This is a genomic window from Nocardia uniformis NBRC 13702 (assembly GCF_001613345.1).
GTDB classification, from domain to species: domain Bacteria; phylum Actinomycetota; class Actinomycetes; order Mycobacteriales; family Mycobacteriaceae; genus Nocardia; species Nocardia uniformis.
On record NZ_BDCE01000046.1, the window covers coordinates 29,733 to 55,977 of the forward strand.

22 protein-coding genes are annotated in these 26,245 nt (G+C 66.8%); 19 read left to right on the plus strand and 3 right to left on the minus strand.

The window, feature by feature from the left end:
• Positions 1-164: 164 nt before the first annotated feature.
• From NU1_RS14910 to NU1_RS14980, 15 genes are all read left to right on the plus strand, one after another.
• Positions 165-410, plus strand: a complete 246-nt coding sequence (locus NU1_RS14910) for a hypothetical protein (protein ID WP_157552270.1) — start codon at positions 165-167, stop codon at positions 408-410.
• Between the two features lie 59 nt (positions 411-469).
• On the plus strand, positions 470-2,341 hold the full coding sequence (locus NU1_RS14915; protein WP_169815060.1) for a cutinase family protein: 1,872 nt from the start codon (positions 470-472) through the stop codon (positions 2,339-2,341).
• Positions 2,341-3,657 carry a M23 family metallopeptidase gene (locus tag NU1_RS42225; RefSeq protein ID WP_067521798.1) on the plus strand — a complete coding sequence of 439 codons (1,317 nt, stop codon included), beginning with the start codon at positions 2,341-2,343 and terminating at the stop codon, positions 3,655-3,657. The genes NU1_RS14915 and NU1_RS42225 overlap by 1 nt, the downstream gene beginning before the upstream one ends.
• On the plus strand, positions 3,657-5,012 hold the full coding sequence (locus NU1_RS14925; RefSeq protein WP_067521800.1) for a MinD/ParA family ATP-binding protein: 1,356 nt from the start codon (positions 3,657-3,659) through the stop codon (positions 5,010-5,012). Before NU1_RS42225 ends, NU1_RS14925 begins: the two co-directional genes overlap by 1 nt.
• Positions 5,013-5,104: 92 nt before the next feature.
• Positions 5,105-5,446 (plus strand): hypothetical protein, encoded by a 342-nt coding sequence (locus tag NU1_RS14930; RefSeq protein WP_169815061.1) that lies wholly within the window; start codon positions 5,105-5,107, stop codon positions 5,444-5,446.
• A gap of 26 nt (positions 5,447-5,472) precedes the next feature.
• Positions 5,473-6,222 (plus strand): DUF8175 domain-containg protein, encoded by a 750-nt coding sequence (locus NU1_RS14935; protein ID WP_067521802.1) that lies wholly within the window; start codon positions 5,473-5,475, stop codon positions 6,220-6,222.
• 15 nt (positions 6,223-6,237) lie between these two features.
• On the plus strand, positions 6,238-8,388 hold the full coding sequence (locus NU1_RS14940; RefSeq protein WP_067521803.1) for a hypothetical protein: 2,151 nt from the start codon (positions 6,238-6,240) through the stop codon (positions 8,386-8,388).
• On the plus strand, positions 8,385-9,959 hold the full coding sequence (locus tag NU1_RS14945; RefSeq protein ID WP_084521416.1) for an SCO6880 family protein: 1,575 nt from the start codon (positions 8,385-8,387) through the stop codon (positions 9,957-9,959). The genes NU1_RS14940 and NU1_RS14945 overlap by 4 nt, the downstream gene beginning before the upstream one ends.
• 17 nt (positions 9,960-9,976) lie before the next feature.
• Positions 9,977-11,503 (plus strand): putative type IV secretion/conjugal transfer ATPase, encoded by a 1,527-nt coding sequence (locus tag NU1_RS14950; protein ID WP_157552274.1) that lies wholly within the window; start codon positions 9,977-9,979, stop codon positions 11,501-11,503.
• Entirely contained in the window at positions 11,500-12,006 is a 507-nt protein-coding gene (locus NU1_RS14955; protein WP_067521807.1) for a hypothetical protein, read from the plus strand. The genes NU1_RS14950 and NU1_RS14955 overlap by 4 nt, the downstream gene beginning before the upstream one ends.
• Entirely contained in the window at positions 12,003-13,379 is a 1,377-nt protein-coding gene (locus tag NU1_RS14960) for a type IV secretory system conjugative DNA transfer family protein (RefSeq protein ID WP_067521809.1), read from the plus strand. Before NU1_RS14955 ends, NU1_RS14960 begins: the two co-directional genes overlap by 4 nt.
• Positions 13,376-13,861, plus strand: coding sequence for a hypothetical protein (locus NU1_RS14965; RefSeq protein WP_067521811.1), 486 nt, complete (start codon positions 13,376-13,378; stop codon positions 13,859-13,861). The genes NU1_RS14960 and NU1_RS14965 overlap by 4 nt, the downstream gene beginning before the upstream one ends.
• A 6-nt stretch (positions 13,862-13,867) precedes the next feature.
• Positions 13,868-15,256: a DUF1173 family protein gene (locus tag NU1_RS14970; RefSeq protein WP_067521815.1), complete on the plus strand. Its 1,389-nt coding sequence runs from the start codon at positions 13,868-13,870 to the stop codon at positions 15,254-15,256.
• Complete coding sequence (locus tag NU1_RS14975) at positions 15,172-16,761, plus strand: hypothetical protein (protein WP_067521817.1); 1,590 nt, start codon at positions 15,172-15,174, stop codon at positions 16,759-16,761. The genes NU1_RS14970 and NU1_RS14975 overlap by 85 nt, the downstream gene beginning before the upstream one ends.
• Before the next feature lie 20 nt (positions 16,762-16,781).
• Positions 16,782-18,086, plus strand: a complete 1,305-nt coding sequence (locus tag NU1_RS14980) for a hypothetical protein (RefSeq protein WP_067521819.1) — start codon at positions 16,782-16,784, stop codon at positions 18,084-18,086.
• A gap of 244 nt (positions 18,087-18,330) precedes the next feature.
• Here NU1_RS14980 and NU1_RS44220 read toward each other — a convergent pair whose 3' ends face one another.
• Positions 18,331-18,525, minus strand: a complete 195-nt coding sequence (locus tag NU1_RS44220) for a helix-turn-helix domain-containing protein (protein ID WP_067521822.1) — start codon at positions 18,523-18,525, stop codon at positions 18,331-18,333.
• Between the two features lie 248 nt (positions 18,526-18,773).
• Between NU1_RS44220 and NU1_RS14995 the strand changes: the two genes are divergently transcribed.
• Complete coding sequence (locus NU1_RS14995; protein ID WP_067521824.1) at positions 18,774-19,145, plus strand: hypothetical protein; 372 nt, start codon at positions 18,774-18,776, stop codon at positions 19,143-19,145.
• Between the two features lie 529 nt (positions 19,146-19,674).
• Here NU1_RS14995 and NU1_RS15000 read toward each other — a convergent pair.
• Both NU1_RS15000 and NU1_RS15005 read right to left on the minus strand, forming a co-directional pair.
• Positions 19,675-20,466, minus strand: a complete 792-nt coding sequence (locus NU1_RS15000; protein WP_067521826.1) for an ESX secretion-associated protein EspG — start codon at positions 20,464-20,466, stop codon at positions 19,675-19,677.
• Entirely contained in the window at positions 20,463-22,208 is a 1,746-nt protein-coding gene (locus tag NU1_RS15005; RefSeq protein ID WP_157552276.1) for a hypothetical protein, read from the minus strand. The genes NU1_RS15000 and NU1_RS15005 overlap by 4 nt, the downstream gene beginning before the upstream one ends.
• A 285-nt stretch (positions 22,209-22,493) precedes the next feature.
• On the opposite strand from NU1_RS15005, the gene NU1_RS15010 reads away from it, so the two are divergent.
• The 3 genes from NU1_RS15010 to NU1_RS15020 are packed head-to-tail and all read left to right on the plus strand — an operon-like array spanning position 22,494 to position 26,178.
• Positions 22,494-22,826, plus strand: coding sequence for a WXG100 family type VII secretion target (locus tag NU1_RS15010; RefSeq protein WP_067521831.1), 333 nt, complete (start codon positions 22,494-22,496; stop codon positions 22,824-22,826).
• A complete protein-coding gene (locus tag NU1_RS15015) occupies positions 22,823-25,378 on the plus strand; it encodes a TPR repeat domain-containing protein (RefSeq protein WP_067521833.1) in 2,556 nt (851 codons plus the stop codon). Before NU1_RS15010 ends, NU1_RS15015 begins: the two co-directional genes overlap by 4 nt.
• Positions 25,360-26,178, plus strand: a complete 819-nt coding sequence (locus NU1_RS15020) for a hypothetical protein (RefSeq protein WP_157552278.1) — start codon at positions 25,360-25,362, stop codon at positions 26,176-26,178. Before NU1_RS15015 ends, NU1_RS15020 begins: the two co-directional genes overlap by 19 nt.
• Positions 26,179-26,245 lie beyond the last annotated feature (67 nt).

Genomic DNA, 26,245 nt, shown 5'->3' on the forward strand with positions numbered 1-26,245 from the left:
AATTTCCGCCCCGTTGCTGCGCTTTCGTTTGGAGCTGACGCAATTCAGGGTGCGGGATCGACTCTGCCGTCAACCAAACGGGTGATGAGAATCCGGCGACGATATTTCCTGGCCGAGAGTCGCATGCTCAGCCCTGCGTCCGGCAGGTGGAATGGAGGTGCGCGGTGACAGATAAACCGTGTATTTACTGCGGCCGTATGGGCCGTGATCGAGTCCTGAATATTCACCAGATCAGCGAACGGACCGGACATTCACCGGACCGGATCAGGCATCTGCGTGCGCAAGGGCATCCCCTGTATTCGCGTGCCTGGAAAAGCGGTGACGCCGCGAACGCCCCGATCTTCCTCGAAGCGTCGGTGGTCGAGGAATGGATCCGGGCACGCAAATCCGCACAGGAGCAGCGGCGATGAGGATCGGCGACCTGTTCAGGAGGAGCCGTGGCCGCAGCGACCGCACACGACGTTGGCCTGTGACGGTGGCGTTGACCGCGGCGTGGGCCACTGGACTGGCACTGACCGCATGCCCTGGATTGGCTGCCCCGGCACTGGCCAGCAGCGAGTCCGGGTGTCCAGCCGTGATGGGGGTGTTCCTGCCGGGGACCTGGGAGACGAACACCGGAGCCGACGAAACCCGCGCCGTGGGGCTGCTGGCCCCGGTCGCGACGACGCTCGCCGAGCGGTACGGCGGCGATTTCGAGTTCCGATTCCCGGCGTATGCAGCGGCCGCGTTTGACGGCATGGCCTACGGCGACAGCAAAGACACCGGCGTGGCCGCAGCACGGCGGGTCATCGGTGACGCAGCGACTCGTTGCCCGGCAACGAAATTTGTCCTGGCCGGATACAGCCAAGGCGCCGACGCCATGGGCGATGTCGCCGCCTCGGCCGGATGCTCGGGCGACCCCGTCAGCGCCGATCGTGTCCTGGCTGTCGGTCTGATCGCTGATCCGCGACAAGGCACCGCGGGCGGCAAACTCGTCGGCCCGCAGGTCGACGGGCAAGGCATCGCCGGCCCCCGCGATAGCGGGTTCTGCGCGCTGTCGGCGGTGACCGCCGAGATCTGCGCGACCGGGGACAAATACTGCGCCACCAACGCCACCGAGAACCCGATCACCGCAGGTATCGGGCAGGCGTTGACCCAAGCAGGAGTCGAGCACAACGACCTCGCCAGCGCACTGACCACGGACCTGTCCACTGCCGATATCACCGAGCTGCCCACCGCCGTCGAACAACTCGGTTCGACCTCGGGCACCGAACTGGGGTCGGCTACCAAGACTGTCACCGACTCGCTGGGTTCACTGGCCGCGCTCGGTAACTGGGTCGAGGACAATCCCTCGGCACGCGCACGCTTGGACCAGGCAGCCGACGGCACCGCGGAGAAAGCCGCCGCCGGAATCCTCGACGGCCTGCGCGAGTCGAACATCGGCGCTGCGCTGGACTCGCTGGCCCAGGTCGGACTCCGCCTGGCCGAGACCCACGCCGCCGATACCGCGGCAGCCACCGCGGCGCAGGCCGCCGACTCGGTCACCCCACTGACCGATGCGGTCACCTCGACTGAATCGGAAACCATCGCCCAGGCCGCGCAGGTGCTGGCGGTGCTCAAACCGTCGGTGGTGTTCGACCAGCTGATGAACGTGGTTGATCACGGACTGGAGTTCGCGGTCGACATCCCCGCCTTGGTCGACGCATTGAACCGGATGCTCGGCGTGCTGGGCGATCCCGCGACCGACATCCCTGGCAAGGTCCGTGCATTGCACGGGGTGATCGGGGAAGTGAACACCCTGTTCGAGCCGCTGGTGGCGCTGGCCGACGGCGTCGACCTGCATACGGTGTCGCGGTTGATCGCGATGATCCCGGACACCACCGGGACCGCGCAGGTCGCCTCGATACTGGTCGGCCTTCTCGCGAATCTGGACGTCAAACAGCTGGCGTCACAGGTCGGGCGGCTCCAGGAGAACGTGTGGGCGCTGGCCGAAACCATCGCCGCGGGAGGCGATCTCCTCGCCATCGGTGCCCGGCTGCTGGAATTCGCCCCCACCGCACTGGGATTCGCCACCCTCGCGGTGCAGACCCTGACCGGTGAATCGACGACATCCTCAGACACCACAAGCACCGACATCGCCAGTGCCGCAAGGACTCTGGTCGCCTCCGCCGGAGGCGGCCAGGACGGCGCGGATGCGGTGGGACAGCTGTTGTCGGAGGGCCTGGAGGCGGTGGAGTTCCTGCTGTCGGGTGTGCATCAGGACTACGGCAACTATGTCGTGGACTCCGATGGCCGGACCGCGGTGGTGTGGCTGACCGACTGGTTCAGCAACCGCATCCGCCAAGTCGTCGTGGTGCGGTGATGGCCGCGCCGTGGGCGGTGCTCGTGCCGGTCGTGGCCATTGTCGCGATGACCGCGTTGATCCTCGGGTCCGGCGACCGAGCACCGGAGCGCGACGGGTGCCTGCCGGACATGCCCCGGCCTGTGCGACAGCCGACCGCGCGCGTGGTGATGCCGCTACCGGAGGGCACCTACTCGGTGTCTTCCGGCTTCGGCCCCAGGGAGGGCGAGTTCCACCAAGGCGTGGATCTGGCTGCGGCACAAGGCACTGCGATCCTGGCCGCCACCGATGGAGAGGTGACCGCGGCCGGTCCGGCGGACGGTTTCGGCAACTGGATCATCGTCGATACCGACTTCGACGGGCAACGGCTCTCCACCGTGTACGGACACATATTCGACGACGACGTGAATGTGTCTGTCGGAGACCAGGTGTCGGCCGGGCAGCGGATCGCAGCGGTGGGGTCGGCCGGGATATCGAGCGGCCCGCACCTGCATTTCGAGGTGGTGCCGGGCGGTCGCCTGCAAGGCGGTGACCGCATCGACCCAATGGCTTGGCTCGAACGCGCAGGCGCCCCCACCTCGACCACGCACACCACCCTCGCCGCCGAGCGGCGCGACGGGCCGGTGTCGTCGCGGGCACGGCTGCGCTGGGCCGCCGCCGCGGGTTTCGACACCGGGTGCGAACCGGTCGCCGTCGCGGCACCGGGGCCAGAGCTACGACCAGGCGTGGTGCCGCCGGAATACGAACCGTGGATTCGCCGCGCGGCAGGCACGTGCCCGGAGATCACCGCACCGCTGCTGGGTGGCCTGCTGCGCCAGGAGTCAGGATTCAACCGGTTCGCGGTGTCCCCGGCCGGCGCAGCAGGTCCCGCGCAGTTCATGCCCGGCACCTGGGCGTCGAACGGCATCGACGGCGACGGCGACGGTCGCATCGAGGTGACCTCGATACCGGACGCGGTGATGTCGGCGGCCCGACACAGCTGCGACCTGATAGAGATCGCGAAATCCGGTGTGGCAGACGGCCGTCTGCGCGGTGACCTCATCGAGTTGTGGCTGAGCATGTACAACTGCGGGCCGGGCGGAACCTTCGACGCCGGCGGTGTGTGCCAGAACGCGGAAACACAGCACTACGTCAAAGCCGTCCCCGAATGGGCGGCCGGCTACGCACTCACCGGTGACACCACCAGCACAAGCTATCGACGCCACTACCGATCCGGCCACCACAGCAGTCCACGGTCTTACCGAGCTGCCCCGTGTTCCGCACGCAGAGCCCGCCGCCTGGCCCCGCATGGCGAAAATGGCACGCCCGCACAGCAACTGGGAAAGGAGGGTTCGTGATGGATACCGAACTCGAGAGTGTTGAGCGCGACGATTACAGCGCTGAGCAGCCGGTGGACCTGCGGCGCCAGCGCCTGCGCATCGGCAGCGACGACGGTGGCCCCGGTATCGGCGCCGACAGCGACGAACCGCGGACACAGGAGCAGGACGAGACCGACCGGGACGACGGTGACGACCCCTACGGCATCGGGGCCGCGAGCCTGGGTGGGCCTGCGGAACCGTCCGCGGATGAGATCGCCGCGGTGCGGGAAGCACGGTTGGCGATGCTGCTCAAACCTGCCCCCGGCGTGCACACCGACCCCGCACAGTGGGGGTGGCGCGGCCGGGTCAACGCACTGGGATTGTGGGTCCGTCCACGCCGCCGCAGCCCGGAAGTGACGTATCGGCAAGCGGTGGAACGCATTCGGCAGCCGCTGGCGGGCACCTCGGTGATCGTGGTGGCCAACCCGAAGGGCGGATCGGGGAAAACCCCGGCGACGGTGTTGCTGTCGGCGCTGCTCGGCCGCCATCGCGGGGGCCGGGTGGTGGCGTGGGACGCACACGAATCCTGCGGCACCCTCGCCGCCCGTGCCGCGCGCTGCCCCGGTCAGCACACCGTGTGGGACGTCCTGGCACATGCCCGGGAGCTGTGCACCGCCAACACCGATGCCTCGGGGCTGGCGCGGTTTCTGCAACGCCAGCCCACCCTGGACGAGGTGCTGGCCTCGGACCAGACCCCCGGCGGCAGTGTCTGCGTCGGCCGCGAGGAATGCGCCGCGATCCTGGCCGTCTTGCGTCGGCATCGGGAAATGGTGGTGATCGACACCGGCACCAACGACCGCGCCGACGGTTTCCGATGGGCGATAGCGCATGCCACCCAGCTGGTGGTGCCGGTGATCGGCCGCCGTGACGTGATCGTCTCGGCTCTGCGCCTGCTCGACGGGCTCGCCGAGGACGGGTACGAGGAGCTGGCGTCGCGGGCGGTGATCGCCCTGTGCGACGCCGGACCGCAATGCCGGGACGTCGCCGACACCCTGACTGCGGCGGGCATTACCCGGATCGTACGGACGCCGTTCGATCCGGTACTGGCCTCCGGTGACCGGATCGTACTCACACGGCTGGCACGCCACTCGGTGCGGGCATGGACTGAAGTCACCGCGACCGTCGTCGACGCCGTCGCGGAAAACCTTGTCGCGCGTCACCTTCCGATGGAATCGGGCTTCGTTCCCGAGGCCCGCTGGGCGGGCGGTACCGACGACGCGGCCCACCATCGGCTGTTGGCCTATGCCCTGCGGGAGGGGCAGCTCTCGCGCACACAGAAGATCCGTATCCCCGCCCCGGCTACCACGGTCGACGACCTCGACCCGGGCTGGTGAGTGGCGTGATCACCCAGCAAGGAGGTGGCATCACGATGAACACGAAAACTCGTGCCAGACAGTGTATCCAGGCAGTAGTCAGCGTCAGTGCGGTGTGCGCAGGTGCGGTGGCGCTGGCCTGCGTGGCGGCGGCTCCGGTATCGGCGCAGATACCGAATCCGTTGGGTGGCATCAAACCGGATTTCGGATTGTTCGACGGCGCACTGGATGCGTCGTGGAAACGGATCGTGGCGTTCCTGTGGGCGCTGGTCGTCATCGGGGCCGCGGTGCGGGTGATCGTCGGTGCGTTCAAGGTCAAACGCGCCAAGTCCCGTGGCTACACCAACGACCTCGCCGAAGGCAGCGAAGAGCTGCAGGACGCGTTGGTCTCCCTTGGCCTGGTCGGGCTCGCGTCCCCGATCGTGGCCACCGTGCTGTTCGTCGTCGGCGGTTGAGACGACCGAAACAGGAGGTCGAAGCGATGTACAAGCACAGGAATCGATTCGCTGCTCTGACACCGGAATCGGTCAACGCACCCACCCCCAACCAGTCGACCGGGCAGAAGGAGCCTCGGGCGCGGCGGATGCTGTCGCGGCGGTGGCTGATCGCGGCGATGGTGGCGATCTCGGTGGGTGCGGTAGGGCTGCTCGCGGCCCACTCGTGCAGTCCACAACCGGGCGGTGACCCCGATCCGATGAACACCGTGCGCGTAGCTCACGGCCCCACTGCGACCACAGAAGGTGTGCCGGTCGGGTATTCGCGTGATCGGGCCGGTGCGGCGACCGCAGCAGTCAACACGATCCAAGCACTGACCCAGGCCGGGCAGGGCCGGCTCCGGATGGCCACGGTCGAACACGCGATCGTCGCGCGCGATCCGGGGCCGGGACTGCGGCGGTCGCTGGGCATCGGCGCGAACCGCGCACCGGACCGCGGTGTGGTCAACCTCGTTCCCGCCGCGGTGTCGGTCCCGGAATTCTCCCCGTTCTCGGCGCGGGTGACGGTGTGGACGGTCGCGGTCTCGCGCGCGGCGATCAGCGACGGCGACCGGGTCTCGGTGATCACCGCGTGGGCCACCCACACCGTGTCGCTGGTGTGGGAGGCCGAGGACTGGAAAGCCAAAGAGCTTGTCTCCCAGGTCGGTCCGACACCGGAGCAGACCGTGGCCCCCGACACGGGGTCACCGCTGAACGGAACCTTCGAATCCGGCTACTACAGCTTCTACGTGAACTGACAGGCGGTGAACAGGATGAGGATACGACGGGTCATCGCCGGATTGGCCGCCATGACAGCACTCGTGGCCGCACTGTTGAGCACCGCCGGTCCGGCCCTCGCCCAGCCGACCACACCACCGGCAGCGGCGACAGGCTCACTGCCGGAAGGTTTTCCGGACGATCTGCGCCGATACGTGGACGGGACCGACGAATTCCGGGCCGCGCCGTGGTTTTCCGGGGCCTGCGCCGACCGCGGCGGCGATATCGGCGCGTACGTGAACGCGGTCATGCCGGTCGAGGACCGGCTCATGTACTGGACCGCAAGCGACGAGCAGAAAACCGTGATGCTGGGAGCCGGTCTGACACCCGGTGAGGCCAGCATCGCACGCCGCATCGTGGCCGAGCGGTCTGAGCCGCCGAAAGAGATGCTGCCCAATGTATTTCCCGCCGGAGATTCTGACTATCGGCTTCCGGAGCCGACCTGCGCGGACGACGTGCAGCGGTGGACGGGCGGCTCGGCGTGGAATACGTGGGGGTTCGAATGGTCCCCGCGCCCGGACGCGCAATCGATGGTCGAGATCGGCAAAGAACTCGGCGATCGCTCTGTTCCCGACCAGGCGTGGATCCAACCGTGTGCCGTGCATTTCAGCTACTGCTCGCACGCCTTCTTCGTCGATTGCGACAACTCCGACCCGGCTACCGGCGATCAGACCCGGTGCCTGGCGTGGAATCGCGCGGTCGGCAACCTGTTCGGCGGCACGGCGGTATGGATCGATGCGAACACCAGCCTCAGCGACCGCATCCAGCAGTTCACCGACGGCGCTTTCGAAGCACAGTACGCGGGCGGCCAAGCCGTGGCCCGAGGGTTCGCGTGGGCGTGGGACAAAGGTGCCGCGGTGGCGCGGTTCGTCACCGATCCGCAGAGCGTGATCGACGACTGGGCCAACAGCTCCCGAGACAGCGCGGTCGAATTGTCCGCCCGCGTGCTCGACGGCCTGGCCAGCGTCGGCCGCTTCGACCCGAGCGCGGACTGGTTCCTGCGCTGGTACGCCTACAGCACCGGGATCGGCATCATCGTCATGGGCGCGATGACACTGCTCGCCCTGTGGCGCGCCGCCGCGAAGGGCGAAACGATCAAGACCATCAGCGGCGACCTGTTCGGCTACATGCCCGCCGGCATAGTGCTGATGCTGTTCGCGCCGATGTTCGCGACCTTGCTGGTCACCGTCGCCAACAACGCGTCCGATTCCATCTCCCGCACGGTCGGTCCCGACATGGGCGAGTTGATCACCAACCTGCAACTGTTCACCGGAGAACTCACCGCCACCGATCTCGCGGGTGGCGTGCTCGTCGGTCTGATCCTGTTCCTGTTGTTGATCGCGGGAGCGTTGGCGGTGTTCTTCGGGCTGCTCATGCACCAGGTGGCGTTGCCGATGCTGGCCGTGGCGTCGGGGATCGGGTTCGGCATGTGGGTGCACCCGCAGTGGCGCAAGAAGGCGCTACGCCCGGTGCTGGTGTTCATCGCGATCGTATTCTCCAAACCCCTGCTGTTCCTGCTGCTGGGCACCGTGACCGGGCTGCTCAACTCCGCCATGACCGAAGGCGGTGACGGGAAACTCGGCGCGCTGGGGCAACTGTGCCTGGTCGTGGTCGCGTTCCTGGTGGTAGGACTCGCCCCCTGGTCGCTGCTGCGGTACGCGCCGCTGCTGCCCTCGCGCGCGGATTCGGCCGGATTCGGACAATCGAGCTCCTTGATGGCCGGAGCGATCGGCGGCGCGGGGACCGCCATGTGGTGGACCGGCCGCGGCGGACCCGGCCGCAACGGAGCAACGGGCCGCCACGGAGGCAGCGAACGGCTCCCCGCCGGTGGTGGAGGCGATGGCGGGGGCGGCGGAGGAGGGTCGGGTTCGCACGGTACTCGAGACGGGGATGGTGGTTCGGCGGGATCGCCGACAGCCGCGCGGTTCGCCGATTCTCTCGGCTCCGACGCCGGAACACGGACCCACCGTGGTACGGGTGCGGCGCGCCGAGTGACTTCGGGGCTGGGCAGCGCCGCGCGGGGCATGGGTAAGGCGGCGATGGTAGCGACTCCGATTGCCGCGCAAGCGGCTTCGGGTGCGTTGAACAAGGCGCGCAGCACCGCCGAATCCGCCCCCGGTGACGCCGAATCCGGGAGCGGGGAATGAGCACCGCCATGCGCACCTGCATCCTGGGCGGGGAGATCGCGCGCCGCAGCTGGCTGGGCCTGTCACGACCGGTCCTGACCGCGTGGGCACTCAGTATCGGTGCGGCGCTGGCGATCTACCTACTCGGCGGCGGACAAGCCTGGACCATCGCCACCGCACTGGCGCTGCTGGCCGTGGTGTTCGCCACCACCATGGAATGGCGCGACAAACCGTCGCTGGCCGCGCGCCGCGCACACGACCTGCGCAACTGGAGCAGAACCCGCCGTGGGGAACACACTTACCGCAACCCTGACGACCCGGCCCACGGTGACCCGGCACTGGATCCCGGATGGGCATTCCCGCCACCGTTGGGCAATACCGCGCCGCTGGCTGTAGCCGGTACAGGTTTGGATGACATGTTCATCGTGCGGACCGCTAATCCCGGTGAGCGCCCGTACTATTCGGTGACCGTCGCGGTCGACGGCATCGCCGACGGGCTGCGCGGTGATGCCGCCTACGCGGCGATGTCGGCGGCGTTCGGGTCGTTCCTGGCGCAGATGGCGCGCACCAGCTCGCACGTACGTGGCCTGCAACTGCTGCATCGCAGCGTCCCGCACGACATGACGCGGCACACCCGCTGGGCGCACACCCGCGTCAAACGCTTGCGTGATGCTCGCCTGCTGCCCGCGGTCGAGTCCTATGGCACGCTCATCGACACTCTGGCCCCGCTCGCCGAAGAACATCGGACGTTCGTGGTGTTGCGGTTTCCGCAGACCGAGGCGTTCATGGCCGACACCGCACGGCTGGCCCGCAGCAAGAACGCACCCATCGCCGGCGGTATCGCCCAAGTCGTGCGCGACGAAACCGAGCGCGCCACCAGGCTTTTGGCCATGGCTGGGATGGGCCGGGTGGACGTGCTCGGGGAACGGCGGATGTGCGCGGTCATCCGCGCCCTGCTGGATCCGAGTTTCGCGATCGACCGCCATCGCAACGCCACCTGGAATACATGCTGGCCCAGCTACATCGGTGGCCGCGACTGTGTAGCCGTCGGCACCGACCCACGCTGGTGGACCCGGGTCGGGCACATCCGGCCCCGCGCGATCGAACCCGTGGCACTGGGACCGCTGTGGCTGGCGCCGCTGCTCACCGGAGTCGACGCCGATCCCGGCGACGACGACATAGCCCCGACGCCCACGATCCGAACCCTGAGCGTCCGCATGGATTTCGTGCCCGCCCACCGCGCCCGCGCGGCCACCAAAGGCGACGTCACCGCCGACCAAGCCCGCAAAGCCAAAGAACGCGAGAAGGGCAAACTCGACGACGGCAGCACCGAAGTCCTCGCCGACGCCTCCGAACGCCGCCGCCAAGACCTCATGCCCGGCTCAGGCCACCACGGCGTCGTCTACACCGCTTCCATCGCCGTCACCGGCCGCGGGCCCGACGACCTCGATCGCGCGTGCCTGCGCGTCACCGAAGCTGCCGGAGAATCCGCGATCACCGAAATCGACTGGTGTTCCGGCGATCACGATGTCGCGATGTTCACCACCCTGCCCTTGGCGCGGGGACTGGCCGCGACCCCGCACACCCGATAAGCGAGGAGGTGCTCGCCATGCCGCTACGACGCCACAGACTCCGAACGCGACCATCCGTTGCCGACGACAACGCGACCGAACCCTGCGCGAGCACGACGCACCGAAACCGATCACCGCGACGGTCGCGGTGGCTGGACCGTCACGGCTGGTACGAGCCACGCAGCGAAGGTGCGTGGAGCACCACCCGCCAAGCCGAAGCTTGGAACCTGGCCACCAGCCGCCGCCGCGTACGCCACGACGGCGTACTCGCCGGACTGAACACCATCTCCGGCGAACTCGAGATCGTCGACGCGTTCGCCGCCTACGGCACCGAGACCTCCGGCATCAACGTGTGCGTCATCGGCGATATCGGGCGCGGCAAATCCTCCTGGATCAAAACCGTGTGCGTGCTACGCCAGCTCGTCGCCGGCCGCCAAGTCGTGGTGCTGGACAAGAAACCCCAAGCCGGCCGCGGAGAATACACACCCCTGGCCCAAGCCCTCGGCGCGGAAAGCATCCGGTTCCGCACCGGCGGCGCCGGTGCGCGACTGAATCTGTTGGACCCGGCGATCAGCGCGGGCGGTGAACGTCGTGGTGGCCTCGACGGTGTCGTCCCCGCCGGGCAGGAAGCCTTGGTGCTGGCCGTGCTGACCGACGCGATGGGCCGCGCGCTGGATGAACGGGAAAAGGCCGCAGTCGGTGCAGGTCTGGGGCTGGTCAACGCCGCCGCCCGCGCACAGGACAGGGACCCGGTGATCCGAGAACTGGCCATGCGGCTACTGGACCCACACGCCGAGGACGGACATGGATTCGGCGACCGCTGGAGCGAGCGGGCCCTGGAATGGGGCCTGGAACCCGGCCTGGCGCTGTTGCGGCTGGCCGACCGCGATCTGCGTGGCCTCGTCGATGCCCCGACCAGCCCGGCCGTGCGCGACGCGCTGGAGACCCATCCGCTGGTCCATATGGACCTGTCCGCGCTACCGACCGACGGACCGGCTTTGCGGGTGGTGATGACCACTGCCAACACCTGGTTAGCGAACAAGCTGGCGGCTCGCTCGGCAGTGCACGAACAAACGATCCTCGTGGTCGAGGAAGGCTGGCACGTCGCGGTCGGCTCCACCGGTGAGGTGTTCCGGTCGAACTCCAAACTCTCACGCGGCCTGGCCCTGTCGACGGTCAGCGCCTTCCACCACCCCGCCGACACACCCCTGGACTCTCCGGCGCGCGCGTTGATGGCCGAGGCGTCGATCGTGGTGATGTTCGGCCAAGCCCGCGCCGACGACGCCGCCGAAACCGTGCGAATGTACCGGCTGCCCGCCGGCACCGAGGACACGCTGATGCGGCTGGGCCGCGGGCAAGCCCTGGTCAAGATCGGGTCCCGCGATCCGATCCTGGTCACCCACATCCGCACCCCGGCTGAAATCGCCCTCACTGACACCGACGCCGCGATTACCGGCAACTCCCGTGGGTTCACTGCTACTGAAGGTTTTCCGGAGACCGGGACTCTGTCGATCGGCGACATCGCCCGGACGCGAACCGAGCACGACGCTGGGGAGCAGCTGTGAATCCGCGACAGCGCATCCCCGCACCCGGGCAGCGAGAACCACTCCTCCCCGCCGGGATGCTGCTCGCCAGCCACTGCGTCGCCGTCGTGGTGGTCGCTGTCTTCGGCGGCGGCGCCGTATCGGGAGTGATCAGCGGCCACGGTGCAAGAATCGTTGCCCCCGAACATATGTCGGCGACGCTAGTACTGCTGGCAATGAACCCTGCCGATCCGGCCGCAGCATGGCCGAATGACCCGAGACCGGGGCCGGCATGGCTGACATGGCTATGCATCGTCGCGGTCGCCACCGTGTGGTGTGTGGGGATCTCCGCCGCGAGCGACTTCTACACACAGCATGTCCGCCACCGCCGCCGCAACGGACTCGCCAGCGCGACCGACCTACGCGTCGTCGGTCTTGATCACCGTGCCGCGGTGGACAAGGCCACCCGCGAATACCCGCAATTGGCGGCCAACACCTCGCCGCGACACCGGCATCGCTGGAGGCGGAGGCGGTGGATGAGATGAGAAGAATTGGGCGGCAACAGAAACCGAACACGCCGCTGGCAATCGACATCGGCGCGCTGGCCGATCAGCCGCGACGGCACGTGTGGCTGCAGCACTGCGACGGAGTAATCGTGCACGGCCCCACCGGCGCGGGCAAAACCTGGCGCGTGGCCTGGCAGCGCGTCATCGACGCACCCGGGTTCGTGCTGGCCACCACCACCAAAGCCGACCTGGTCGCGGCCACCCTCACCACACGTGCGGCCCGTGGTCGGATCGCGGTGTTCGATCCCGAACATCTCACCGGTTGGCCGAACGGCATTGCCTGGTCCATCCTGACCGGCTGCGCCGACCCGGACACCGCTATCCGTCGCGCCGACGCCCTGGCCCGCGCTATGCCCCTGGAGGGCACTCGCAACGGCGCCTACTTCGAGCAGAAGGCCGCGACCATGTTGCGCTGCTGCCTGCACGCGGCCGCGTTGCGCGGGCTCTCCATTCGTGAAGTGCGGGTGTGGGTTTCGGCGCGCACCAACCACACCGCAGTCGACATCCTCGCCGAGTCCATGCCCGACTGGGCCAGCGAACTCGACCAAATCCAGTCCTCGGCCAGCGAATCCAGCGACGACGTCCTCGCCGCCGCCGCGCGACTACTCGAGCCCCTGGCCTCCCCGACCCTGCTGGCCGCAGTGGACGTGCCTATCGACAAGTCCTTCGATGTCGCCGAATTCGTGCTGTCGGGGGCGAACACCCTGTATCTGGTATCCAAGGGCACCACGAGATCGATGGCACCTTTCGTGGCGGCGCTGGCGGCGGAAGTCCACTATGTCGCCGACCGGGCCTCCCAACGCGCACCTGGCAAACGGCTCGACCCGCCGGTGCGGCTGGTGCTCGATGAGATGAACAACGTTGCCCCGATTCCTGATCTGCCGCAGATCATGACCGACTCCGGCGGCAAAGGCATCAATGTGTGGGCCTTCGCCCACAACCAGGACCAAAACGAACTGCGGTGGGGCACCGAAGGCGGCAAGGTGCTGTCGCAGTCCGCGCCCGCCATGCTCGTGCTGCCCGGACTCCGTGGCGTGGAGGAACTCTCGGCGCTGTCACGACTGATCGGGGAACGCCGCCGCTGGGAAGCCACCCTGCATCAAGGCTCCCGCAGTTACGCCCTGCACGACGACACCGTGCTGCGCACCGACGAAATCCGGGAACTGGCCACCGATCAGGCGGTGCTGATCTACCGCAACGCCCCCGCCATGGTGCTGCGACTGCCCAGCGTCTGGGAACACCCGCCCTGGTGCGCCGCCGTGAACCGCTCCATCGAGGCGTTCGACGACGTCGTCGCCGGGCGTAAACCCCATCACGCCGCACGCGGCATTCGGGACGGAGGACGACGATGAAGGATGAAGCGGCACACAATGATCAGGACGTGGCTCGCCCGACTGTGCGGCTGGAGCCCTGCCGGTACCGCTGGCGCGACCTCGACCAGCACGATGCGGCCTTGCTGTGGACGGAATTGATCGAATGGGCGCAATGGCTGCGGCGCCGCTATCAGCTGGGTTCCCGGGTCCCGGCGTGCTGGTACCGCCACGAGCCGGTCGTCGAGGAACTCACCGCCCTGATGGCCGCCCACACCGCCGCCTACTGGTGCGACCCCGACACCGTCGATCTGCCTCGCGAGGACATGACCGCCTGGCACACCCAATGGCTGTGGCCGACCATCGAACGCCTCACCCGCATCAGCGACTTCTCCGGCTGCCGCCCACACCACTGCCGCTACCACGCTCACCCGCAGCCTGTGCACGCCGGTGTGCAGGACTACCTCGACGAACAACTCGCCAGCTGGCCCCCGCGCAGCGCGGCACCCGAGCCCGGGAGGTGAAGCGGTATGTATGCGATCGACGATCAGGTCATCGACCGAGCTCGCATCGGCGACGACTATCTGCAGCCGCTGCTGGCCGCTGTGCACCGCAACCGGTCGCAGCGGCCCCGATGTTTGTGCAGCGCAAGCGAAACCGGTGGCGTCGACATGTACGTGGCACGCGTCGGCGGACGCTACGTGCTCAAAAGGATGCCTGGCACCGGACCCCACCACGCGCCGGGCTGCTCGTCGTATGCCCCACCGGCCGAACTGACCGGATTGGCACCGCTGATCGGCACCGCGATCCGTGAACAACCCAATACGGGCCTGACCCGACTCACCCTGGGTTTCCCGCTCACCCACCGCCCGGCACGGGCAGCCGCCACGACGAGCGATCCCTGTGCTGAAACCGAGGCGGACGAGCACATCGACGAAGCAAAGCTGACGTTGCGTGCGGTGCTTCACCTTCTGTGGGACGACGCAGGCTTTGTTCGCTGGGTGCCCGCCATGGCGGGCCGCCGGAACTGGGCCGCGATACGCCGCCACACCTACCTCGCCGCACACGCGAAGACGACGAAATCCAGAGAACTCTCCGAACTGCTCTGGCTGCCAGAACCATTCACCGTCGCCGACAAGAACGAGATCGCCGCGCGCCGCAGCGCGGTCTTCGCGCCTTTCACCGGCACGACCACCACGCGCCGGCTCATGCTCGGGCTCGGTGAGGTCAAAGACCTCACGCCAGCTCGATTCGGACGACACAAGCTGATTATCAAGCACGCCCCGGACTGCCCGTTCATCGTCGAAGCCGACACCGCCGCCGCTCTGCGGCGCACCCACGCCACCGAACTCGCACTGCGGCAGGCTATTCCGGATTCCAAACTGATCGCGCTGCTCACCTTCGGCGTCACCGCGGCGGGAGTCGCCGTGGCCGACCGCATCGCGGTGATGAATGTGAGCGCCGACTGGATCCCGTTCGAATCGGTCTTCGAGCACACGCTGCTCGCCAGCCTGATCTCCCACCGGCGCAGATTCACCAAAACGTTGCGCTACAACCAGTCGGCGGCCACACCGCTGGCCTCGCTGATCCTCACCGACACCGACCCACCCACCGCCTGCTACCTCACCAGCGCGACAACCCACGGACCGCCACCCCAGCCCAATCCGGATCTCCCGCTAGCGCAATGGATCTGGAACACCTCGGTCGACGCCATGCCCCCCATCCCGCCGCCGATCAGCCGCCCCGTGAACCACACCCGACCACACCGCACCCCGCTCACGCACCCCACCGCCGAGGAGGCACACCACTCGACCGACACAAAGGAGGCCCCACCATGGCCGAAACCCGACACAATGCCGACGACGGGCACTACGACGAAGACACCCTGCGCACCGACTTCCGCCACTACCACCGAATGAACCGGATGCGCGGCTGGGCAATCGTCTGCGACACCGAACGGCAACTGCTCACCCGCGAAATCGACATCGTCACAACCAGATGGGCCACCGCGCCCTCGCCATGGAAAGACCACTGGGACCACCTGGTCACCGTAGCGGCGGACTGGGAAACAGATCCGCAATCCATGCAGCACAGACTCGATCGGATCGCCAGCGACTACGAGCGCAGCGGCACCACCGATCTAGCCAGCCCCATCCAGATCCGCAACCTACTACTGGCCGGCGAGCTGGTCGAATCGCGGCGGATCGACCTCGGGATCGCCTACGACCCATATACTCCCGACCGCGTCGACCAAACTTACGGATACCTCACCAGCTACCGAACCGCCGGCAACACCACCATGTGGGAGTCGCTGCCCAGCTGGTCGACTGCCCGCCGCTGGCTGCGAGCCCGAGCCGGAGACACCGACCCGCGAGCCTTCGTCGATGTGACCGTCACCGGACCCGACCCGGTCACCGGCGCCGCGACCAGACCGCTGATGACCGGCACCGGCCTCACCGCCGCCGAACTCACTGACCAGCTCCACCGCATCGATGAACTGCTCGGCACCACACCGATTCCCGCCGACCCCAGCGCACACTCCTGGCTCGACGAACTGCGCTACGACGTGCTCTGCGACGCCTACCGCGCCACCCTGCTCGAACACCGCAACCCCTGGTCGATAGGCCGCCGCTACGAACACCACCTCCACGCGGACGACCTCCGCACCGAGATCACCGACCACACCAGCCGGGCCGGACTCCACACCGCCGCACCACAACCCGACGGCGACGAGGTGCCCGACCTCGTCGAGGCACGCCTGGACGACATACGGCGCAGCATCGGCGAACACGGCCCCGACTGGACAATCGCGCCACGGGCCAGCACATGGCTCGACGACGCCGTCACCGACGCCCAGCGCCGACTCGCCGACATGACCACCCACGGGCTCGCACTGACCTACACCGACCCGACGCAACCGAACCAACTCACCGCCATCGGCTTCGACGGCGACCGCTGGTACCTCCAACACGCGCAGACCGCGACGGACGGCCGCACGATCACCTACGACACTCCACCACGGACCTATCGCACCTGCAACGAGCTGCTCGCCGCCGCAACAGCCCCAGACGTCGCGACACCACAATCACCGAACCCGGTGACGGTGCCAGAGACCATCAGGCAGCGGCTCCACGAGCTCGACAACGATCTCCACGCACTACGCCACGACCTGACCTGCGTGCGACAACTTCGTGACGCCGTCCGCACCGGCACGCCCTACACCCTGCGGCGAGATCACCACCCCGCCGTGTCCAGCACACGGATCCCGCGACACAGCGGTCTGAGCCGGGACGCGAACCACCTGAACCTGACCGAAACCCCGGACAGCGAAAAGCCCACGCCAGCACCAGAACCCACCAAACCGCCACGGGCCAAGCGCAGGCAGCAGCCCAAGCCGGGCCGACAACACCGACGACGGCTGTGACCAGGCAAGGAGGTCCTCACATGAACACACCCACGCAACCGGACCCTTCCGAGTCCCTGCGCGCGATCCGCACCCTCGTCCAGGCCCAAGACCTGCGCACCGCCAAACAACAACTCCGCCAACTACAGAGCGGTGCCGATGACCCAACATGGGCAATGATCGTGGAGATCGCCAACACCCTCCGGTTCAAGACCCACGCCGTGGCACTGACCAAGCTCCGCAAACTCTGGCGAGACAACGAGCAATTCCGTCCCCTGATCGAAGCCTGCGTACCAAAAGCCAATGAACGCCAACACATTCCACCGAACACCCCAGCGCAATCGTTCGCAGCTACAGGAGATAGAACGAACGCGACCCGGGCGAGCAAGGTCAAGACACGAACCGAACCAGATCGACGGGTCGAGCCGGGCCGCCGAGTCCGCAATCCGAATGCGAAGGTCGTCGACGACTACGAGAAGGCCCTCGCGCGCGACGAGCGCGACGAACCCGGCACACCGCGATCCGAACCCATCATCGACCGCCACGACTACGACATCGACGTCCTCACCCACGTCGCCACCACGCTGTGCGTGTCCTGCAGGCTCGAACGCGCAGCAATCGACCGGCACACCGAACGGGTCCAGGACGGCCACGGCGACGACGGACTGTGCGGCGAATGCCGCAGCCTCGGCCGCCCCGGGCTCCCCGAACTCCCCTCAGGCCATACGCTCGCCGACCAAGTACACGCTCGACTCGACTACCTCGCCGAACACTTCACTGCCGAGGACCGCGGCATCTTCCGACAGGAATGGCGCTACGCCGATCGCCACGCCCGCCCCATCATCAGCGCCTGGGTAAAGGCCAACACCACCGCAGGACCGGAACCAGCCCCACTCACCGCCGAATCGTCAACCCTGAACGACTGGTGCACTCAATGCGGCGAGTACCGCTACATCGCCCACACCGCCGCCGACGAGGTGACGAAACTCTGCATCGACTGCGACCCGCGTAACCAGCAAACACTCGTTCCGGCAGGAAGCATCGAAGTTCGACACAACCAATACGATCGCGAAATACGCGACACAGCAAGCCAAGTCGACGCAGTACGAGTAGCTGACAGCGTGTCGGGTAGAGGCGGACAGAAAGAACGGCCACGGCCTCGCGAGACATCGAAGGGCGCTGCGGTCGGGCAGCTATCACCCACGAAGAGTCCGGCACCGAAGCCTCAGACGACAGGAGCCAATACCCCGTTCGAGAAGGCAAGGGTTGTCGCGCAGGAGCGCCGCCGCGCGATAGGTCGATCCACCGGAGGTGGGATCGTGGCGAAGCGATCGATTCGCCGATAACACTGGCGATGCAGTCACTCAGAGCGTCCTCGGTCGGTCGCGGCGTCGTTCTCGTCGCTTGACGAACTTCGCCACTCGACACAATGTCTGCGGTCGGCCCGACTGTAGGTTCGCATCGAACTGATAGCCGCGTACAGGTCGCCGGGCTTGAACGTCTTCTTCTGTTCGTCGATCCACGTCTGCATCGCGGGATTCACGTGCGCTGAGTACGAGGCAGAACCGACAGCGGCGTTCCGTTCGGTGGTCACAGCATGCCGCGATTCGCTGCGACTTCGCGGTCGACTTGCCTCTCGCTGGGAAGTGAGTTGTAGTACCGCCGCAGGCTTTCGGCGTCGATCAGCACCCTCGACCCGTAGTACCGCGCCGCGAGGTGTCCCTGCCGGACAAGACTGCGGAGGGTGGACTCGCCTATGCCGGTCGCCTCGTACGCTTGGTGCACGCTGTAGCTGATCTGCTGGACTTCTGCCGTATCGATATGGGGGTCCTTCGCACCACATCACCGCCCTTATTTGGGGTTGAGCTGCCGGTCGCTGCGTCGAGGATGCCAGCACGCATCAACACCTGGAGATCGAACGCACGAATCCACACGATGAGGCGGCGGCCTTCGGCCGCGTCCACACGCGGAGGGGATCCGACACGCCGCGGCGATGACGTCGGTACCACCTGGCCGTCGTACTGTCTGCGCTTGTGAACGACGCACCCCGTGAGCAGGCTGATGTCGGCGAGACGATGACGCACTCCCTGGAGTACGCGGTCGCGCGGATCGGTGGGCCTTCCGAGGACTGGCTCAGGGCACAGTTGCGCGCCCGGAAGCTGCCGGGCCGCAAGGCCGGGCGATCCTGGCGCATGACCGACAGCGATATCGCCGAAGCGATCCGCCTGCTGGCGATGCCCGCCCTAGTCGCGACCGCGCCCCCGAATCCGACGGGGCTCTCAGCACGAAGCCGCACGCACCTCGAGCGCGCCCGTGCCCAAACACAGCAGACCACCAACATGGTCGATGGGCTCACCCCGACCAGTCGGCGACACCTGCTCGCCCGGATGGCCAAGGACGGCTGAAAGCTTCCTCGGTGGCCTTCCGTCGGACACCATCGAGGGCGGGTTGCCACGGAGAGGAGGACCGCCGCAGACTCCCCTCACTGCGCTCTTCGGGGGCAACACATGGCGAAGGCGGGTGCCCAATAGCGGGCACCTGCCTTCAGCAAGTCGAGGTTCAACTGGTTCCGGACTCCCCTTTCCGGGGCACAGAAACCACTCAAATGAGCACAGCCGGGTCGCCAGGTCTACGGTCTCGGCATTGGTCATCGCTCGCCATTCCGCCATAGGAACCCCCTATCGCTTCGGGCCATGAGTGTGGTCGGATCCTCCTCCGACTGCCACCGATGCGCTTTCGGTATCCGTCTGCGCGGAATCGACTGTGCCACAATCCAGCCGGAGGGCCAGCAGGCTCAGCGCAGAATTATGTGCCCCCGGCCATTCAGTGGTCGGCGGCGTGGGTCGTGTCCCACTGTGTTCGAGCGGCCGCGATCGCGTCCATGTGGTCGCGGGACAGTCGGCCAGGAGGCGGACATCTGCAGCGCTGCGTCGTTCACGCCCCGCGTTCGTCCTTGATCGCGCGGATGATGTCGGCGACGCATATGTTGATCATCGACGTGAACTTCGTGGCGTCGACGCCGAGGGCTCTCCAGGGTCCCGCGTGCCGGATCGCGTACCGGCCGTGGCCGGGCAAGTCGCGCCATTCCAGGCGGCGGCGGGTGATACCGCGAGGACCGAAGACCGAGCTGCCTTGCACGACGTCGATGGCACCCATCATCGCGGGCTGGACCCGGAAGAACCGTGCGGACCGCACGCTCACCAGGCTGCCGTACTCGGCGGCGGTGGGTGATTTCTGTAGCAGCTGATCGACGTCGTCGTTGCCCGAACCTGGTGTTGCGAGCGGGATTTCGGCGGGGGATCCCGGTGCGGTGTCCGGCAGAGCGGCGACGATGGTGTCGGCCAATGCGAGGGGATCGCAGGCGGTGATGGTGAAACCGTCACTGTCGTCCGGGGTGTCACCGGGCAGTTGCCGCACCACGTAACCGTGGCTTCCGGCGCGGGCAGCCAGGATGCGGAGACGCCCATCCGCACCGCCTGAATCATCTGTGTCCCAACCGTTCACGGTGATCCGCAGGTCGGGTCGCGCGATCGAAGTCAGGACATGGTCGAACGAACCGCGCAATGTGGTGCGCAGCCGCTCGCTGGTTTCGCGCTTCTCACGCAGGTAGTCGTAATACAAGGGGATAGTGCTGGTGACAGTGAACGGCGGCGGGAGCAGTTCGCCGGTCAGGTTCTCCCACAACACGACGAATTCCAGATCAGTGAACGTCCACGTGCGGTTCATGAGTCGGCGACCGGCTTCACGACCTTCGGTGGGGCGCCGTAGGCCTCGAGGATGTGCTCGGTGGAGTCCAGATACTTCGCTCGTTCATGCTGCTTGGCTTGGCCTTGTCCCGCCCCGGCCGCTCCAGCACCGGGGGACATCGGCCCCATCGCACCCGGCGTGGTGGAGGTGGCGCCGGAGGCGAGACCCGCCCGTGTCGAGGTGTTCGAATCACCCTCGGCGGCTGCGGCTCTGGGAAACGATTGAGGGGAGACGGTGGTCGTCCGCAATTCCGGGGTCGGTGAGCTCGGAGTTCCGCCGACACCGGTGGGGATACCCGCCCGGGGGGTCCCGTCCAGCGTCGTTGTTGGGAGTGTGGTGACCGGGACCTGGTCGACGACTGGTTCCGCTATCGGCTGCGTCGCCGACTCGATGCCCTGCTGCACCGTCTGCGTGACCTGCTGCGCGATCTGCTGAGCGGCCGCAATGCCTTGCTGTACAACCTGAGCGCCCTGCTGGATGAGTGTCTGCGCGACTTGCTGCGCGGCTGCGAGCGCCTGCTGTTCCGTTGTCTGCTGCTGCGTATTCTGCGGCTGCTGCGTGGTTTTCGGTGTTTCGGGTGTCTCGGGTTGTGTTGTCGGGGAGGGCGTATCGGTCGGGGTGTCGCCGGTTGGTTGGGTCGTAACCTGCGGGGCTGGTGTGGTCGTCGGTTGTGTGCTGGGTGTGGGCAGGGTGACGAGTGCGGTGTTGTAGCCGATGAGTCCGGTGCAGTAATGGATCTCGCAGGCATGCTGGTAGGTACTCAGCGGCAGTAACGCGGTCTCCTTGCCGTCGAGCATGTACCCCTGCGGGTTACTGGGGAGCGCGGGATCGTTCGGCAGCGGTGGCATGGCGGCTTTGGTCTTCTCCAACCAGTCCGCGATCGTCGCCAACCCGGCACTGACGGTGGTCACCGTGTTGGCCAGTGCGGTGCCGTCGTCCACACGGGCCTGCACGGCACGCCGCGCCATCTCCGCGGATTGGCCGACCCATCCGGACTGGATCGAATACTCGAGTCCTTGACCACCCTCACCCAGGGCGGTGCGGGTGAATTCGTCGACTCCGGCCCCGATCTCGGTTCCCATCCACTGCCAGAACGTCGATACCGCGGTCACGGTCGAGTGATTGATGCTGACACCCAAGTCGTAGAGCGGCTTCCACTTCTTGGAGTACGGATTCTCCGGATCCACCGCCCGCCGGTCATCGGGTTTCGCGTAGTTTCCGATGACGCTCCCCGGACCCATACCGAGTATTGCCGCTGCTGTGGGGTCGATGGCCACGGGATTGATGTTGAGTGGGGGCGCTGGAACATCCAGGCTCGGGCGCGATTGGTAGGAGTCACCGATCGCACCGGAGATGGTGAGTCCTTCGAAGGCCTGCGCGGATTCGGCTTCGGCGTTCTCAAAGACCCGTGCGGCGGCCTTGAACGTGTCGGCCATGTTCCCCAGCAACGCGATATGGGTGGTGAGGATCTTCTCCAATTCGCCGGCCAGGGTGGAGTATTCGTCGGCGAGTTTCGTCCCGGAGGGGAAATCGGCGTGCGGCCCCGCGAACGGTTGCAGGCTCGCCACATCGGCGGTGCTCTTCTGCACGGCGAGAAGGCGACTGACCAAGGCGTCGCATGCCCTCACCCCGATGGCCGCCGCCTCCGGGTCGAATTGCACAGTGCCTTGCGCGATTTCGCCCTGGACATCGCCGAATGAGGGAGTTCCTTCGCCGGCCACCACAATCTCCGCCCTACCCCGATCCCCACCGCGCGCCACCCTCGCGATGCGGTCCGACGGTATCACTGCAGTCGACTTCGAAGAATTCGTGACGCCGCTGGCGGTGGTGTGACATCGGGAGACAGCACCGGCTGCCCGAGCAGGACAAAAATAGCAGCGTCACCGACCCCGGCTACCGCGCAAACCGGTACGTGACCGGCGGGTCCATCGCTGGATCAGGTCGGTTGGCGAGGCGAGGCACGCAGGCGTTTCTGATATTGTCGCCGCGACGGATGACAGGGGGCAATGATGCAGGTGTCGGCGGAGGAATTGCGCAAGGCGGCGGGGGTGTTCGACGGTCTGGTGGAATCGGTGGGGCGACTGCCGGTGATCGAATCGACCGACGGCCCGCTGGCGGGGTGGACCCGGTCGGCGTTCATGGCGGGCTCGCAGACCGCGCCGGAACTCGACCGCATCGAGACGGTCCGGACTGCGGCGATGAAGACCGTCGCCGACCGATACACCCAGTTCGCGAGTCTGCTGCGGGTGTCGGCGGATACCTACACCAATACTGATACCGACGCGGCGGCGTGGTTCCTCGCGATCGGGGACTTCAACAGCGGAGAAAAGCCCGCATGACCGAGGGACCGGTGCCCACGGTCAGTCAGGTGGTCGGCGTGCCGGGCGCTGCGGGCTGGAATGTCGACCTCGCCTCGATCGCCACGAAGGCCGATGAGATCGCCAAAGGCTTGCAGGATTCGGCCACCACCATGGACTCGACGATCGACGCCATGACCTGGTCCGGCGAAGGCCGCAACGGCGCAGACTACCGTTCCAACCGCGAACGTGACCAGATGAACCTGCTCGCCGATCAATGGACCAACCTCGCCATCGTCAGCCGAGCCCACCAAGAAACGCTCGGCGGACTGGTGTCCACCGCGATCACCAATGTGAGAGCTGTGCGCGATGATGGATTCGACGTCGCCGAGGACTGGAAGGTCACCGACCGCTACAACTATCAGAAGGCGTTCGCGGCGATCACCGACGACTCGGCGCTGAGCCAGTCCTACCGAGACACGCTGACAGAAATGCAGACCAGCCGAGGCAACGACGCGACAAACAACACCGTGCTGCTGCAACGCCTCGCCGAGAGCCTGCGTGACGAGGACGCCGCCACCGCCACCGACATCCGCAACACCCTCAACGCCATCGAAGCACTGGCACCAGCCTCGACGACCGAACTCACCCCCACCGCGGCCGAACAAGACGGCAAAGCCATCGCCGACGGCACCGCCACCAAGGAAGAGATCGCTCGAATCTCCGCGCGGCTGGGGGAGATCAACCTCACCCCGGACCAGTTGCAGGCGCTCGAACGCGGCGAGACCGTGAACCTACCGCCGGGCGAGCTGGCCTACCTGCAGGCTTTCTATGGTTACGCCGGCAAGGACGGGCTGCTGGGCCTTTCCGAGCAGCTCAGCTCCGATAACTCCGTCGAGGGACGGGCGTTGCAAACGCGCCTCGCCAATGGGCTGATGACGCTGTCGGATGAGAATGTCGTCGCCAGCGACGGAGCCGGAAATGTGTTGATGAGCGGCGGCTGGAACGCCCTGCCCGCCGATGTCCGGGATCTGGTCAGCAACCGTCGTGAACCCGGCGAGCGTTACCCGGAGGGGTACCAGCGTGATGTCGAACAGTTCGCCGCGCTGGTCAGTGCGGGGGATGCGCAACATCAGCCCGGCGACCGCTTCGCCGTGGAGATGATCGGGCTGGCCTCCAACGAGGCCACGATCTCCCACAACACGGTCACCCTGTGGGCCGATTCCGCCGCCTCCGACACGGCGATGCAGAATCTGATGCGGGCCGGGTCGCGCAATGAGGACGCCATGCACGCGCTGCTCACCGGTACCGGCGAAGGCCTGCTCGGTAGCGACTACAACCGCAATGAGGTGATGGCGCCGTTGATCACCCACGACTGGGACGACGGCGGTGTCGCGTTGGGCAACATGTTCTCCTGGATCGGGGAGGACGCGAAGGTCGAGCCGGGACCGGACGGTTCACCAGGCGAGCCCACCGACGCGAACAAGCGAGCGGGTCAGGCTGCGTTCGGGCTCTCGGAGATCCTGACCAGCACCGAATCCGTCAACGGCAAACCTTTGTTCGAGACGTGGCTCGATATGCCCCTCAACGGCGACCTCTCCGCCGAACGCGACCAATCGCTCGGGCAGGTCAACCCGCAGGCCGTTCAGGCGATGGCCTCGGCGTTGTCGCCGTATGTCGGCAACTTGGTCGAGATGCCCTCTGACCTGGCGGGTACGGCGGGGTTCGGGGATCTCGGCGGTCCGCTCGAATCGGTGCGGTTGATGACGGTCCTCTCTAGTGATGAGACAGCCAGCGCCATTATCAACGGGGCCGGATTAGCCGAATCCATGCGCATGGACGAGGTTTTCGCGGGAATGGAATCCGCGGGCGAGGGCAGACCCAACGGCGGTGAATACGCCAACCGGCTCAACTGGCTGGTCCAGGAAGGCATCAACGCCGAAGCCGGTGAGCGCCAAGGCGATAACAATCAGCGAGCCGAGGACGCGACTACCGCGCTGAACCGTGCCTACACCGCCGCGCAGATCGCGATCGGTGGTTTCGGCCCGCAACAGGCCGCCGCCATGGCGGTCGCGGAAATCGTGCGACCCGACGGGTTGGAACCGGACACGGCCAACCCCCACGGGACACGGACCTTCCCCGGCGTCGGTGACGTCGAAACCGTCTACAACGAGACCACATTCGGCAAAGAGTCGTTCCGCAAGTACACGATCCTGGAGTCCCTCACCCAGCAAGGCGTGATCAGCCTCGACTCGCTGCCACCGGAATTCAAGACCAAGGTCGACGACAACACCTACGCCTTCAAAACCTTCACCGACTACACCAAAGAAAATCCCGAGCGTAGCTTCTACGGTGAGACGAACTCGACGGATCCGATCGGTGCTGTGCTCACGAACGCGGGCATCGACAGCACGCGACTTCAGACATACTTGGACGCCGCCGATAAGAAGGAATACACCGACTCCTACACCGACCTGACCCGTCCACAGCCGCCCAGCGGCCCCCGTCTGAGTCCCGCCGAATCGGTGGATCAGGTACTCAACGACCCGGACAAGGCGAAGAACGAGAACAACACATGGATTCCGAAGCTGTGAACACGCGCGGTGCGGCCCGGATTGCCGCCGCGGTCCTCGCCACGATGGTGTCGGTCGCCGGATGCGGCAGTCCCGACACGGGCACCGACGCCACACCCGAACCCGCCAGCCCTTGTGCGGATGGTTCGGGTGGCTATCGACCACCGGCACAGGTGTGTGAGTCCACGGTGGTGTGGTCGGCCGAGCCGGGAATCGACTTGTACTCCTCGGAAGCGACCTTAGCCCGTGCGGGCGCGGAAGCGGACTTCATTTCCGGCTTCGCTGGGCCGCAATACGCCTACCCCGGATATTCCGACGCCATCGACCCGGAGCGCGCCAAACGCTACAAGAACGACATCTACCGGGGAATACACTCGGGCACACTGCTCACCCATCTCCAGGAGATTCAACCCACTCAGGACGGGTTTCACGTCAAATACTGCGTCGTGTTCAACGAGATCGCCGTCCGTCGCGACGTAGTCGGCGATGACCTCATAGGCTCGTACGACCGAGGGTCCGCTGTCGGTGTCCGGTTCACTCGCGCCGCCTCGGATCCGGGGGCACCCGCCACGACGGCGGCTCCGGCGACCAGGTATTCCCCGGCCCCGGACCGATTGCATTGGCAGGCACCGACATCCAATGTCTTCGACGGCTGGACCGTTTCCTTCCCCGAGGGGGAGGACGTCACCGACCGCGCGGGCTGCGATGCATGGGCGTTGAGCCTGTATCCCGACGCGCCCGAGAAGAACGAGTCGATCGATCTCGCCACCGCGCCGCCGGTCCAGCCTGCCTATCCCGGCTGGCCCGCTCCTCCGGACTGATGACCGTGCGATACCGAATCCCGACAGCCGGACGGCGGCCGCACCGCCTCCAGCGGAGCAGGACACG

Coding starts and splice junctions, on each gene's coding strand:
- NU1_RS42225 (WP_067521798.1), top strand. CDS start 2,341: ATGGCCGCGCCGTGGGCGGTGCTCGTGCCGGTCGTGGCCATTGTCGCG.
- NU1_RS14925 (WP_067521800.1), top strand. CDS start 3,657: ATGGATACCGAACTCGAGAGTGTTGAGCGCGACGATTACAGCGCTGAG.
- NU1_RS14935 (WP_067521802.1), top strand. CDS start 5,473: ATGTACAAGCACAGGAATCGATTCGCTGCTCTGACACCGGAATCGGTC.
- NU1_RS14940 (WP_067521803.1), top strand. CDS start 6,238: ATGAGGATACGACGGGTCATCGCCGGATTGGCCGCCATGACAGCACTC.
- NU1_RS14945 (WP_084521416.1), top strand. CDS start 8,385: ATGAGCACCGCCATGCGCACCTGCATCCTGGGCGGGGAGATCGCGCGC.
- NU1_RS14950 (WP_157552274.1), top strand. CDS start 9,977: ATGCCGCTACGACGCCACAGACTCCGAACGCGACCATCCGTTGCCGAC.
- NU1_RS14960 (WP_067521809.1), top strand. CDS start 12,003: ATGAGAAGAATTGGGCGGCAACAGAAACCGAACACGCCGCTGGCAATC.
- NU1_RS14965 (WP_067521811.1), top strand. CDS start 13,376: ATGAAGGATGAAGCGGCACACAATGATCAGGACGTGGCTCGCCCGACT.
- NU1_RS14970 (WP_067521815.1), top strand. CDS start 13,868: ATGTATGCGATCGACGATCAGGTCATCGACCGAGCTCGCATCGGCGAC.
- NU1_RS14975 (WP_067521817.1), top strand. CDS start 15,172: ATGGCCGAAACCCGACACAATGCCGACGACGGGCACTACGACGAAGAC.
- NU1_RS14980 (WP_067521819.1), top strand. CDS start 16,782: ATGAACACACCCACGCAACCGGACCCTTCCGAGTCCCTGCGCGCGATC.
- NU1_RS15000 (WP_067521826.1), bottom strand. CDS start 20,466: ATGAACCGCACGTGGACGTTCACTGATCTGGAATTCGTCGTGTTGTGG.
- NU1_RS15010 (WP_067521831.1), top strand. CDS start 22,494: ATGATGCAGGTGTCGGCGGAGGAATTGCGCAAGGCGGCGGGGGTGTTC.
- NU1_RS15015 (WP_067521833.1), top strand. CDS start 22,823: ATGACCGAGGGACCGGTGCCCACGGTCAGTCAGGTGGTCGGCGTGCCG.
- NU1_RS15020 (WP_157552278.1), top strand. CDS start 25,360: ATGGATTCCGAAGCTGTGAACACGCGCGGTGCGGCCCGGATTGCCGCC.